Origin of the sequence: Streptomyces sp. NPDC093109 (assembly GCF_040701725.1) — a bacterium.
In the GTDB taxonomy this organism is placed as follows: Bacteria; Actinomycetota; Actinomycetes; order Streptomycetales; family Streptomycetaceae; genus Streptomyces.
Genome location: NZ_JBFBEZ010000025.1, coordinates 71,323 through 84,063, shown reverse-complemented (window position 1 = coordinate 84,063; position 12,741 = coordinate 71,323). Strand labels below are relative to the sequence as shown.

Annotated in this window: 10 protein-coding genes; 9 read left to right on the top strand and 1 reads right to left on the bottom strand. The window is 71.4% G+C overall.

The features are described 5' to 3' along the window. Window positions 1-201: 201 nt before the first annotated feature. The 7 genes from AB0389_RS23655 (at window position 202) to AB0389_RS23625 (ending at window position 7,918) form a co-directional block, all read left to right on the top strand. Complete coding sequence (locus AB0389_RS23655; RefSeq protein ID WP_366397453.1) at window positions 202-963, top strand: DeoR/GlpR family DNA-binding transcription regulator; 762 nt, start codon at window positions 202-204, stop codon at window positions 961-963. A 126-nt stretch (window positions 964-1,089) separates the two neighbouring features. After that, entirely contained in the window at window positions 1,090-2,448 is a 1,359-nt protein-coding gene (locus AB0389_RS23650) for a sugar ABC transporter substrate-binding protein (RefSeq protein WP_366397452.1), read from the top strand. Next, a complete protein-coding gene (locus AB0389_RS23645) occupies window positions 2,445-3,431 on the top strand; it encodes a sugar ABC transporter permease (protein ID WP_366397451.1) in 987 nt (328 codons plus the stop codon). The genes AB0389_RS23650 and AB0389_RS23645 overlap by 4 nt, the downstream gene beginning before the upstream one ends. After that, a complete protein-coding gene (locus AB0389_RS23640) occupies window positions 3,428-4,324 on the top strand; it encodes a carbohydrate ABC transporter permease (protein WP_366397450.1) in 897 nt (298 codons plus the stop codon). The genes AB0389_RS23645 and AB0389_RS23640 overlap by 4 nt, the downstream gene beginning before the upstream one ends. Beyond that, on the top strand, window positions 4,325-5,314 hold the full coding sequence (locus AB0389_RS23635) for a zinc-dependent alcohol dehydrogenase family protein (RefSeq protein ID WP_366397449.1): 990 nt from the start codon (window positions 4,325-4,327) through the stop codon (window positions 5,312-5,314). It abuts the gene before it with no gap. Further along, window positions 5,311-6,258 carry a carbohydrate kinase gene (locus AB0389_RS23630; RefSeq protein WP_366397448.1) on the top strand — a complete coding sequence of 316 codons (948 nt, stop codon included), beginning with the start codon at window positions 5,311-5,313 and terminating at the stop codon, window positions 6,256-6,258. Before AB0389_RS23635 ends, AB0389_RS23630 begins: the two co-directional genes overlap by 4 nt. A gap of 403 nt (window positions 6,259-6,661) precedes the next feature. Next, a complete protein-coding gene (locus AB0389_RS23625; protein WP_366397447.1) occupies window positions 6,662-7,918 on the top strand; it encodes a transglycosylase family protein in 1,257 nt (418 codons plus the stop codon). On the opposite strand, the gene AB0389_RS23620 is transcribed toward AB0389_RS23625, so the two are convergent. Beyond that, a complete protein-coding gene (locus AB0389_RS23620) occupies window positions 7,799-8,827 on the bottom strand; it encodes a DMT family transporter (protein ID WP_366397446.1) in 1,029 nt (342 codons plus the stop codon). The two genes, AB0389_RS23625 and AB0389_RS23620, sit on opposite strands and share 120 nt — an antisense overlap. Window positions 8,828-9,045: 218 nt before the next feature. On the opposite strand from AB0389_RS23620, the gene AB0389_RS23615 reads away from it, so the two are divergent. Then, the gene (locus AB0389_RS23615) at window positions 9,046-11,637 is read left to right on the top strand and encodes a PA14 domain-containing protein (RefSeq protein WP_366397445.1); all 2,592 of its coding nucleotides are present in this window, start codon (window positions 9,046-9,048) and stop codon (window positions 11,635-11,637) included. A gap of 101 nt (window positions 11,638-11,738) precedes the next feature. Continuing rightward, window positions 11,739-12,497 carry a GNAT family N-acetyltransferase gene (locus AB0389_RS23610; protein WP_366397444.1) on the top strand — a complete coding sequence of 253 codons (759 nt, stop codon included), beginning with the start codon at window positions 11,739-11,741 and terminating at the stop codon, window positions 12,495-12,497. The last annotated feature ends 244 nt before the right edge of the window (window positions 12,498-12,741 follow it).

Here is a 12,741-nt window from a genome sequence, read left to right as displayed (position 1 = left end):
AATCGTGGCGATCGGGCAGTGATCCGCGCAACACCGACCCCTCTCCGGCGGATGACCTGTGCGTTCGGACTTCGTCAAACGGGCATGAACGGTCACAGTAGATGCCGTGAAGAGCCTGGTCGCAGCCGGTCCCTTGCTTGTACAAACGACGCATGAGCCCGAACGGGTGCTGAGCCGCAGCAAGCAGGGAAGTGTGTTGTCGTGGACACCGACGAACGCCGACGAGAAATTCTTGAGATCGCCCGACGTGACGGGTCAGTGGAAGTGACCGCGCTCGCCGCGAAGCTCGGGGTCGCCAAGGAGACCGTACGGCGTGATCTGCACGCCCTTGAGGGGCACGGCCTGGTCAGGCGGACCCACGGCGGCGCGTATCCGGTGGAGAGCGCCGGGTTCGAGACGACCCTCGCGGTGCGGACCACCCGGCTCGTCCCGCAGAAGTCACGGATCGCGGCTGCCGCCGCCGACCTCCTCGGCGACGCGGAGACCGTCTTCGTCGACGAGGGGTTCACCCCCCAGCTCGTCGCCGAGGCGCTGCCGCGCGACCGGCCGCTGACCGTGGTCACCGCCTCCCTGGCCGTCGCGACCGCGCTCGCCGACGCAGAGAAGATCGCCGTACTGCTGCTCGGCGGCCGGGTCCGCGGCTCGACCATGGCCACCGTCGACCACTGGACCACCCGGATGCTCTCCGAGTTCGTCATCGACCTGGCGTACGTCGGAGCCAACGGAATCTCCCGCGAGTACGGCCTCACCACCCCCGACCCGGCCGTCAGCGAAGTGAAGGCACAGGCCATGCGGAGCGCCCGGCGCCGGGTCTTCGCGGGCATCCACACGAAATTCGGCGCGGTGAGCTTCTGCCGCTTCGCCGGCGTGGGCGACTTCGAGTCGATCGTCACCGACTCAGGACTGCCCTCGGCCGAGGCCCAGCGGTACTCGCTGCTCGGGCCGCAGGTCATCCGCGTCTGACCGGGCGGCCCGCCGAGGCCCCCGCCCCCCCTGCTCCATCGCCGTGTCCGTCCCCGCGCCCTCCCGGGCCGGGGGAGGTTCAGCGGCGCCCGGACCCTTCCGTAACGAATGATCAGGAGAGATCTCATGCCCCTCCAGCAGAGACGACGTGGAATCCGCGCAGTGGGTGCGGGTGCGGCCCTGGTGGGCCTCCTCGCGGGGTGCAGCGGCGCGGGCGGCGCCTCCTCCTCCGGAGGAGGAGAGACGATCAACGTGCTCATGGTGAACAACCCGCAGATGGTCGAGTTGCAGAAGCTCACCGCGGACAACTTCACGAAGGAGACCGGCATCAAGGTCAACTTCTCGGTCCTGCCGGAGAACGACGTCCGCGACAAGATCACCCAGGACTTCGCCAACCAGGCCGGCCAGTACGACATCGCCACCATCAGCAACTTCGAGGTGCCCTTCTTCGCGAAGAACGGCTGGCTCCACGCGCTCGACGAGTACACCGAGAAGGACAAGGACTTCGACCAGGCCGACATCCTCCCGCCGCTGAGCGAGTCCCTGACCGCCGAGGACGGCAAGCTCTACGGCCAGCCCTTCTACGGCGAGTCGTCCTTCCTGATGTACCGCAAGGACGTCTTCGCCGCGAAGAACCTGAAGATGCCCGCCAAGCCCACCTGGCAGGAGGTGGCCGACCTCGCCGCCAAGGTCGACGGCGCCGAGAAGAACATGCGCGGCATCTGTCTGCGCGGGCTGCCCGGCTGGGGCGAGGTCATCGCCCCGCTGACCACCGTCGTCAACACCATGGGCGGCACCTGGTTCACCAAGGACTGGGAGGCCCAGCTCACCTCCCCGGAGTTCAAGAAGGCCACCAAGTTCTATGTGGACCTGGTCCGCGAGCACGGTGAGGCAGGCGCCCCGCAGGCCGGCTACGCCGAGTGCCTCAACAACATGACGCAGGGCCACTCGGCCATGTGGTACGACGCCACCGCCGGCGCCGGATCGCTGGAGGCCAAGGGCTCCCCGGTCAAGGGCAAGATCGGCTACGTACCCGCCCCCGTCGACAAGACGGAGAGCTCCGGCTGGCTCTACACCTGGGCCTGGGGCATGCAGAAGGCGTCCAAGAAGACCGACAGCGCCTGGAAGTTCATCTCCTGGGCGTCCGGCAAGGAGTACGAGGAGCTCGTCGGCGAGAAGATCGGCTGGTCCAACGTCCCGGCCGGCAAGCGCGCCTCGACCTACGCCAACCCCGACTACCTGAAGGAAGCCGGCGCGTTCGCCGAGGTCACCAAGAACGCCATCGCCGACGCCAACCCGCGTGACCCGGGCACCCAGCCCCGCCCGACGGTCGGCATCCAGTTCGTCGACATCCCGGAGTTCACCGACCTCGGCACCAAGGTCTCCCAGGAGATCAGCGCCGCCATCGCCGGCAAGAAGTCGGTCGACGACGCCCTGAAGATCTCGCAGGCGCTCGCCGAGAAGGTGGGCGAGAAGCAGCGGTGAGTACCTCCGTCAGCACTCCTCCTCAGTCCCCGGCCGGCGCGTCGAGCGCCCCCGCGCCCCGGCGCGCCGGCCGGGGCGCCCCCGGGCGGCGCGCCCGCGTCTGGGCCACCCGCGCACCGCTGCTGCCCGCCCTGGTCTTCCTGGTCGCCGTCACCCAGCTGCCCTTCGTGGCGACGCTGGTGATCTCCCTGTTCGACTGGAACTCGCTCGCGCCCGACGACCGCGCCTTCGCGGGGCTGTCCAACTACGGCTCGGTCTTCACCGACGCGAGCCTGCGCGATTCGGTACTCACCACCATCCTGCTCACCGGCACCGTGGTGATCGTCAGCGTGGTCCTCGGACTGCTGCTGGCGCTCCTGCTGGACCGCAAGTTCTTCGGCCGCGGCTTCGTCCGTACGCTGCTGATCACCCCGTTCCTGCTGGTGCCCGTCTCGGCGGCGCTGATGTGGAAGCACGTGCTCTACAACCCGGAGTACGGCCTGCTCAACGGCGGCTGGGCCTGGTTCACCGGCCTCTTCGGGGTGACCGACCCCGGTCAGCCCGACTGGATCTCCGACATGCCGCTGATCGCCGTCGAGACCGCCCTCGTCTGGCAGTGGACCCCGTTCATGATGCTCATCCTGCTCGCCGGACTCCAGAGCCGGCCCGCCGAGATCATGGAGGCGGCGAAGCTGGACGGCGCGACGGCCTGGCAGACGTTCCGCTATCTGACCCTGCCGCATTTGCGCCGTTATCTGGAACTGGGGATCCTGCTCGGGTCGATCTACATCGTGCAGAACTTCGACGCTGTGTTCACCCTCACCTCCGGTGGACTCGGCACGGCAAACCTCCCCTACACCATCTATCAGACCTTCTACCAGGCTCACGAGTACGGACTGGCCTCCGCCGCCGGAGTCGTCGTGGTGATCGGCACGATCGTGATCGCCACCTTCGCCCTGCGGGTGGTCTCGTCCCTCTTCAGTGAGGAGGCGAACCGCGCATGAGTACCCTCTCCGTACCGCAGCCCGCCGTCGCGCGCCCCCGCGTCGACAAGTACGCACCCGCCGCCCGCCGGGCCCGTCGCCGCTCCGCCGGGCTGGGCCTGCTGGCCTGGATCGTCGGCATCGTCTTCTGCCTGCCGGCGCTCTGGATGCTGCTGACCTCCTTCCACTCCGAGGCGGACGCGGCGACCAACCCGCCCTCCCTCACCGCGCCCCTCACCCTGGACAGCTACCGGGTGTTCTTCGGTGAGGGCGGCGGGGCCAGCCCCTGGCCGCCGCTGATCAACTCCCTGATGGCGTCGCTGTTCTCCACGCTGTTCGTGCTGGTGCTTGCGCTCCCGGCGGCGTACGCGCTCTCCATCAAGCGGGTGGAGAAGTGGACGGACGTCATGTTCTTCTTCCTCTCCACGAAGATGCTGCCGGTCGTCGCCGGGCTGCTGCCCGTGTACCTCTTCGCGAAGAACGCGGGGATGCTCGACAACATCTGGCTGCTGGTCATCCTCTACACGTCGATGAACCTGCCCATCGCCGTCTGGATGATGCAGTCCTTCCTCGCGGACGTGCCCGTCTCCATCATCGAGGCGGCACAGGTGGACGGCGCCCGGCTGCCGACCGTGCTGACCCGGGTGGTGGCGCCGGTGGCCGCGCCCGGGATCGCGGCCACCTCGCTGATCTGCTTCATCTTCAGCTGGAACGAGCTGCTCTTCGCCAGGGTGCTGACCGGCGTGACGGCGCAGACCGCCCCCGTGTTCCTGACGAGCTTCGTGACCAGCCAGGGCCTCTTCCTCGCCCAGCTGTGCGCGGCGTCCGTCGTTGTCTCCCTGCCGGTGCTCGCCGCGGGGTTCGCCGCCCAGGACAAGCTTGTCCAGGGCCTTTCTCTTGGAGCAGTGAAATAAATGAGGGCAGCGATCGTCGAAGCCGTCGGCAAGGTCTCCGTCACGACGGTTCCCGACCCGACTCCAGGCCCTCGGGACGTGGTGGTGTCCGTCGCCGCGTGCGGACTGTGCGGTACCGACCTGCACATCCTCCAGGGCGAGTTCGCGCCCACCCTGCCGATCATCCCCGGTCATGAGTTCGCCGGCGAGATCGTGGAGATCGGCGCCGAGGTGACCGAGCTGGCCATCGGCGACAAGGTCGCCGTCGACCCGTCGCTCTACTGCCACGAGTGCCGGTACTGCCGCACCGGGCGCGGCAACCTGTGCGACCGGTGGAACGCCATCGGCGTCAGCAAGCCGGGCGGCGCCGCCGAGTACGCCGTCGCGCCCGTCGCCAACTGCGTGAAGCTCCCCGACCACGTCGACGTCCGGGACGCGGCGCTGATCGAGCCGCTGTCCTGCGCGGTGCGCGGCTACGACGTGCTCAAGTCGAACCTGGGCGCCGAGGTGCTGATCTACGGCTCGGGCACCATGGGACTCATGATGCTCGAACTCGCCAAGCGCACCGGCGCCGCCTCCGTGGACATCCTGGACATCAACCCCGAGCGGCTCGCGACCGCCGTCAAGCTCGGCTGCTCGAACTCGGCCGCCGCCGCGGACGAGTTCGACCGGCCCGGCGGCTGGGACCTCGTCGTGGACGCCACCGGCAACGCCCGGGCCATCCAGGACGGCCTCGGCCGGGTCGCCAAGGGCGGTACGTTCCTCCAGTTCGGCGTCGCCGACTACGCGACGACCGCCGTGATCGAGCCGTACCGCATCTACAACCAGGAGATCACCATCACCGGCTCCATGGCGGTGCTGCACAGCTACGAGCGCGCCGCCGCGCTCTTCGCCGCAGGGGTCCTCGACCCGGCGGTCTTCATCAGCGACCGGCTGCCGCTGGAGCAGTACCCGCAGGCCGTCGAGAAGTTCAAGGCGGGCCAGGGCCGCAAGATCGTGGTCGAGCCGTGACCGGAGCGGAGCGGACCGTACCGGCCGGCGCCGTGCTGGTGATGGGGGAGGCGCTCATCGACCTCGTACCGTCGCCGGACGGCCCGGAGATCTACCGGGCCCAGCCCGGCGGCGCCCCCGCCAATGTCGCGGCAGGACTGGCCAGGCTGGCCACGCCCAGCTGGTTCGCGGGCGCCCTCGGCGGCGACGGGTTCGCCCGGATGATCGAGGAGTGGCTGGTCTCGACCGGCACCGAACTCGGCCTGTGCGCGCGCTCGGAGCTGCCCACGACGCTCGCGGTCGCCGACCCGGGCCCGCACGGCACCAGCTACCACTTCCACCTCGCGGACACGGCGACCTTCCGGCTGCCCGACCACTCCGCCGAGGCCGGCCGGTTCGCGGTGGTGTACGCGGGCGGGGTCGCCGCCGCAGTCGACCCGTCCGCCGACGCCGTTCTGGCCACCGCGCGCGCCGGAGCGGAGCACTCCCTGCTGGTCGTGGACCCCAATCTGCGCACCGACCGGACGATCGACCCCGAGGCGAGCCTGCGCCGGCTGCGCGAGCTGTGCGCGCTGGCCCACGTAGTCAAGGCGAGCGACGAGGACCTGGCCGGACTCTGGCCGGGCACCGACCCGGACGGGACTGCCAGGCGGCTCGCGGCCGAGGGGCGGCTCGTCGTCCTCACCCGGGGCGCGAAGGGCAGCACGGCGTACGCCGGGACCGCGGAACCGGTCTCCGTCCCCGCAGTCCCCGTCGAGGTGGTCAACACCATCGGCGCCGGCGACGCGTTCATGACGGGCGTCCTGCACTGGCTGAGCACCGCCGACGTCGACCGCGCGGCCGGTCCCGCCGGTCTCGCCCGGGAACGGGTGGCGGAGATGCTCGGCTTCGCGGCGCGCGTCGCCGCCTCCGTATGCGCGCAGACGGGTACGGAGCCCACTCTTCCGCTGCCCGGCTCGGACTGACGGGCGGCGGGTAGGACGGGGTCCCGGCCGTCGGTGTCCGGCCGGTGCCCGGAGAGGCCGCCTCCCCGGTGGCCGGAGCCACCGCCCTCCACCGACAGGGCGGTGGCTCCGGACGTTCACCGGGGCGCCGGGGGAAATTTCCGGCTCGGCCGGACACACGGGGCTCCGGGGTGGCACGCTGAACGACCAGGCCCTGTTTCCCGGATCTTCGTGGATCAGCCCGGGGCGTCTGGCGCGGCCCTAGGTGCCGTGCCAGGCGTTCCGGGCCCGCGAAGATCCGGGAAACAGGACCTGGAAGCGGTCCCGGCGCCTCCGGGCGGAGGTGAGGTCTTGTCACGATCCTTACCGAGCCCTTACGTTGGCCGGACGCGACGTGTCCTACAGCCAGTGGGGGAGCCAAGCCATGGCCGCAACCGGACGGCACCGCCGGTACCAGCCGAGCCGTATCAACCGTGCCTCGCTGACCGTCACCGCCGGTGGCGCGGGAATGGCGCTGCCACTTCTCGCGGCGGCCACCGCGCACGGCGCGTCGGTGGACACCTGGGAGAAGGTCGCGGCCTGCGAGTCGACCGGCAACTGGCAGATCAACACAGGTAACAGCTACTTCGGCGGCCTCCAGTTCACCCAGTCCACCTGGGAGGCGTACGGCGGTGCACGCTTCGCGTCGCGCGCCGATCTCGCCACCAAGGACCAGCAGATCGCCATCGCGGAGAAGGTGCTCAAGGGGCAGGGCCCCGGCGCCTGGCCCGTCTGCTCGGTCCGGGCCGGACTGACGCGCGGTGGCGCGACGCCCGACATCACGACCGGGAGCGCGCCGGCCGGCAACGCGCCGGCCGTGCAGAGCACGAAGAAGACCGCCCAGGCCGCCCAGGCCGTGGAGGCGGTGAAGAAGGCCGAGCAGAAGGCCGCCAAGAAGGCCGCCTCACCGACCTCCGTACCGACCCGGCGCGAGGGCTACACCGTGGCGCGCGGCGACTCGCTCTCCGGGATCGCCGTCTCCGAGTCCGTCAAGGGCGGCTGGCAGCGGCTGTACGAGGAGAACCGCAAGCTCATCGGCCCCGACCCCGACCTGATCTTCCCGGGCCAGAAGCTGGTCCTCCAGACCCGGACCCCGGTCAAGGGGAGCGCCGCGCCGAAGCAGGCCGCCAAGCCCGCGCAGCAGGCGAAGCCCAAGCAGCAGGCGAAGCCCAAGACCGCCGAGCAGCCCGTGCGCAAGACCGGCGCGAGCGCCGGGAAGAGCACGGCGACGAAGACCACCACGCTCACCGCGCCGGTCGCCTCGTCGGCCACCGGCACCCGCTACCGCCAGGCGGGCTCCTGGGCCAGCGGCTACCACACCGGCGTGGACTTCCCGGTCCCCACCGGCACCTCCGTGAAGGCCGTCGCCCCCGGAAAGGTCGTCTCGGCGGGCTGGGCGGGTGCGTACGGCTACGAGGTCGTCATCCGGCACGCGGACGGCAAGTACAGCCAGTACGCGCACCTCTCCGCGCTCAATGTGCGCGAGGGACAGACGGTCGGCGGCGGCCAGCGGATCGCCCGGTCAGGAACCACCGGCAACAGCACGGGCCCGCATCTCCACTTCGAGATGCGCACGGGGCCCGGCTACGGATCCGACATCGACCCCCTCGCCTATCTGCGGGCCGGCGGCGTCCGCCTCTGACGCCTCCGGGCGCACCGGCGCCCGCGGCGCGGGCGCGGGCACGGAGTCCCGGACGGGGGGACGGGAGGGACGCGGGGCATCCGCCCGTACCGGCCGCTCCACCGTGAGCAGCACCAGCCCGCCCGCCGTCACCACCGCGGTGACGACCGCCAGCGCCGCGCCGGGCAGCCCGTACCGGAACCCCTCGGCGAAGAGCGTGACGCCCACCGCCGCGGCCACCACCGGGTTGACCACGGTGACGACCGCCAGCGGCGCGGCCAGCCCGGCGCCCCGGTAGGACGCCTGCGAGAGCAGCGTGCCGGCGATCGCCAGGACCCCGATCACGGCCAGGCTCGGCAGCCTCAGCGCCGGCCGGTCCGCGGTCCAGTCCACGGCGACGGCCTTGGTGAAGACCGAGCCGATACCGAACGCGGCCCCCGCCGCGCCGGCCATCAGCAGACTCCGCACCGTGGGCCTGCCCACCAGTTGGGCGGCCAGGAAGAGCAGCCCCATCGCGCCGAAGGTCGCCCCCGCCAGCATCATCCGCTCCCCGCCGGCCAGCGCGTGTTCGTCGGTGTCGCCGGTCAGCGCGAGCAGCCCTGCCAGCCCCGCGGTCGTCATGAGCGCGCCACGCCACGCGGTGCGCCCGGCACGCCGGCCCACGAAGAGCGCCGCCAGCGGCAGCGCGAAGACGATGGTGAGCGCGCCGAGCGGCTGGACCAGGCTCAGCGGCCCGTACGCGAGTGCCACGACATGCAGCAGCGCCCCCAGTCCGTTCAGGGCCACGGCGGCCCACCACACCGCGTGGTGCAGCGGGGCGTAGGGCCGGTCGGGGGTGGCCGTCGCGACACGCTCCTGGAGGATCGCTCCGGAGGCGTAGGCGATCGCGGAGATCAGCGACAGCAGAACGGACAGGACCAGTGCACTCATGGGGTCCACGATCTCCTGTCCGGCCCGGTTCGGTCGTCGTCCTCAAGAGGGCAATTCGGCGTACTGCCTACGTAGTAGGGGCGAGACGCGCGGGACGCCGCCGACCGGATTGGTACGGACCAATTCTTGTCATGTGCTGGACGACCAGTCGGACGGCGTGCTCTCATGCCAACTGCTCTGCGCAGTGAGCCGCCCCCCTCTCCTCAACAGGAGGATCTGTGCGTATCCGAAGAAAACTGGCCCTGTTACTGGCCGCCGTTCTCGGCGTCGCGGGACTCGCCGCCGGCCCGGCCGCCTCCGCCGCTCCCTCGGACGACCCGGCAGGACCCCACGGCCTCAAGGGCGAGTACTGGACCCAGTCCGCCGCCGGGGCCTTCGACTTCCACGAACTCAAGGCCACGGCCTTCGACCCCACCATCGACTTCGACGACCTCGAACCGAGGCTGCGCGCCACCACCGGACGGACCACCGACGTCAGCGCGCGCTGGACCGGGAAGATCGTCCCGGCCACCAGCGGCGCCCACACCTTCTCGGTCATCGGCGACAACGGATTCCGGCTCTGGATCGACGGCCGGCTCACCATCGACCACTGGGTCGACGACTGGGACAGGGAACAGACCGCCCCGCCCGTCGACCTCGTCGCGGGACGCGCCTACGACCTCAAGGTGGAGTACTTCCAGCACACCGGAGGCGCCAACCTCCATCTGCGCTGGACCGAGCCCGGCGGCACCAAGCGGCCGGTCCCGGCCTCCGCGTTCCGGCTGCCGGACGGCTTCGCGTACGACGGCGCCCTCGCCGCGACCGTCCTGCCCGACGGCCGCACCCTGCGCCTCGACTTCGCGCAGGAACTCGCCGCGCCGCCCGCCGGGGCAGCCGACGGCCTCGAAGCCGTCATCGGCGGCGCGCGCTGGCCGCTCGGCGACATCCGCGCGGATCCCGGCGACGCCCGGCGGCTGCTGGTCGCGCTCGGGGAGCCCGTCGTCGGCAGGGGCGGCGGCGCCGATGTGCGCTACGACGGCACGGGCGGGCTCGTCTCCCGGTCCGGCGCGCCGGTCGGAGCCTTCTGGAGCGGCGGACCCAACACCTCGGAGTACCAGCTGACCACCCCCTGGGCCGAGGACGTCGGCCCGGACAACGCCCACCCCGAGTACCCCCGGCCGCAGCTCACCCGCGACACCTGGCGCAGCCTCAACGGCACCTGGCAGTTCGCCGCCGCCGAGCCCGGCGAGAGCCCTCCGGTGGGCCGGACGCTGGGCGAGCGGATCCTCGTCCCGTACCCCGTGGAGTCGCGGCTCTCCGGCATCGAACGGCACGAGGACCGCATGTGGTACCGGCGTACGTTCACCGTCCCGGCCGACTGGCGGATCGGCGCGGGCAAGCGGCTGAACCTCAATTTCGACGCCGTCGACTGGCAGTCCGAGGTGTACGTCAACGGCACCGCGGTCGCCACGCACAAGGGCGGCTACGACCGGTTCACCGTCGATGTCACCGACGCGCTGAGGCCCGGCCGCACCCAGGAGCTGATCGTCGGCGTCTACGACCCGACCGACGCCGCCGGCGGCGAGAACCCGCCGATGGGCAAGCAGCGCCTGGACCCCTCCGGCATCTGGTACACCCCGTCCTCCGGCATCTGGCAGACGGTCTGGATGGAGCCCGTCGCCGCCGACCACATCGGCTCCCTCAAGCTCACCCCCGATGTCCCGGGCGAGCGGCTCGCCGTCGAGGTGCGCGGAATCCGGGCCGGCGTGCCGGTCACGGCCACCGCGTACGACGGCAAGCGCCGCGTGGGCACGGTCTCCGGCCGCGCCGGCACGCCGCTGAGCCTGCCCGTCCGCGACCCGCGCCTGTGGTCGCCCGCCGATCCGCATCTCTACCGGCTGGAGGTCAGGGCCGGCGCCGACACCGTCGGCAGCTACTTCGGGATGCGCTCCATCGCCGTCGAGAAGATCGACGGCACCCCGCGCACCGTGCTCAACGGCAAGCCGGTCTTTCTGATGGCCACCCTCGACCAGGGCTTCTGGCCCGACGGGCTGCACACCGCGCCGACCGACGAGGCGCTCGCCTTCGACCTCAAGGAGCACAAGAGGCTCGGCTTCAACTCCGTACGCAAACACATCAAGGTCGAGCCCGACCGCTGGTTCTACTGGGCGGACCGGCTGGGACTGCTGGTGTGGCAGGACATGCCCGCCATGAACACGATCAACCCGGACGCGGCGGCCCGTACCCAGTACGAGCACGAGCTGAAGCGGATGATCGACCAGCACGTCAACAGCCCCTCGGTGATCATGTGGGTCACCTTCAACGAGGGCTGGGGCCAGTACGACCAGGCCCGGATCGCCGACCAGGCCAAGGCGTGGGACCCGACCCGGCTCATCAACAACATGAGCGGCGTCAACTGCTGCGGCGCCGTCGACGGCGGCAACGGCGACATCGCCGACGCGCACGGCTACCCGGATCCGCAACTGCCCGCCCCCGACGGGAGACGGGCGCTGGTCAGCGGCGAGTACGGCGGCCTCGGACTCGCCGTGCCGGGCCACGCCTGGCCGGTGCGCTTCACCTATGTGAGCGTCGACCAGGCCGCGTACACCGACGCCTATCTGGCGCAGCTCCGCAAGGTACGGGCGCTCGCCTGCCGGGGCGGGAACGGCGCGGTCTACACCCAGATCACCGATGTGGAGGGCGAGTTGAACGGCCTGCTCACCTACGACCGCAAGGTGCTGAAGCCGGACGCGGCCCGGCTGAAGGCGGCCCACGAGGCCCTGATCGCGGAGGCCGCCGACCCCTCCACGATGGTGTGCGGCACGTCCTGACCATGTGCTGAACCCCTCATGCGCCGGCCTCCGGGAATAGCGCGCCCGGTGATCCGCCTTCTCCCTCTGTCAGCGAGGGAGACAATGATCGAGGTCGGCGCATGAGTGGCAGCCAGCAGTCCGTACGCGGTGAGGAGCGCGCCGGCCGGCACGGGACGGCCGGGCATCCGCTGGACAACCCCGCGTACTCCGCGCTCACCGGACCGCACGCGCGCTTCGCCGAACGGCACGGCCGGCTGCTGCGCTACCGGTCCGACGTCTCCGTCTGGCTGGCGCTCCCCGACGACCTCGCCGCCGGCGGTGACGGCGACGGTGACGGCGCGCTCTGGGCCGAGGCCGCCGCGCTCGCCGGGCCCGGCGGATCCCTCGTACTCGCCGGATACCCCGTCGTGCCGCCCGCCGGCTGGGAGATCACCTTCGACGCCCCCGGCGTCCAGCTCGTCGACGCGGGCGCCGCCACGGCGCCGGAACCGGACGCGGTGCGCCTCGGCCCGGCCGACGTACCGGAGATCCTCGATCTGGTGGAGCGCACCCGGCCGGGACCCTTCCTGCCACGCACCGTCGAGCTGGGCACGTATCTGGGCATCCGCCACGAGGGCGCGCTCGTCGCCATGGCGGGGGAGCGCATGCGGCCCGAGGGCTTCAGCGAGATCAGCGCCGTCTGCACCGCCCCCGAGTTCCGCGGCCGGGGCCTCGCGGCCCGGCTCGTCCTCGCGGTCGCCAACGAGATCAAGGCCCGCGGCGAGACCCCGTTCCTGCACGCCGCCACCGACAACACGAACGCCGTCAGGCTGTACGAGTCGCTCGGCTTCGCCCTGCGCCGCCGCACCCGCTTCCTCGGCGTCCGCGTCCCCGGCTGAGGCGGTACGGGGTACGAGGTGCGGAGTGCGGGGCCCGGTCGCCGTGGCGCGCCCGTACCCCGCGACCGGATAAGATGTCGGCATTTTGCTGACTCCCCGCGGTGCCCCCGCAGGGCGCGGCATACGGGTGACCCACGAGCGACCGAGGAACGGCACGAGCGATGACGGTGACAGAGGACAGCCCCGCGTACGGCGGCGGCCAGGTGCCCGGCCAGGCGTCCGGCGAGACCCCCGCCCACGGTCC

Coding starts and splice junctions, on each gene's coding strand:
- AB0389_RS23650 (WP_366397452.1), top strand. CDS start 1,090: ATGCCCCTCCAGCAGAGACGACGTGGAATCCGCGCAGTGGGTGCGGGT.
- AB0389_RS23640 (WP_366397450.1), top strand. CDS start 3,428: ATGAGTACCCTCTCCGTACCGCAGCCCGCCGTCGCGCGCCCCCGCGTC.
- AB0389_RS23635 (WP_366397449.1), top strand. CDS start 4,325: ATGAGGGCAGCGATCGTCGAAGCCGTCGGCAAGGTCTCCGTCACGACG.
- AB0389_RS23625 (WP_366397447.1), top strand. CDS start 6,662: ATGGCCGCAACCGGACGGCACCGCCGGTACCAGCCGAGCCGTATCAAC.
- AB0389_RS23620 (WP_366397446.1), bottom strand. CDS start 8,827: ATGAGTGCACTGGTCCTGTCCGTTCTGCTGTCGCTGATCTCCGCGATC.
- AB0389_RS23610 (WP_366397444.1), top strand. CDS start 11,739: ATGAGTGGCAGCCAGCAGTCCGTACGCGGTGAGGAGCGCGCCGGCCGG.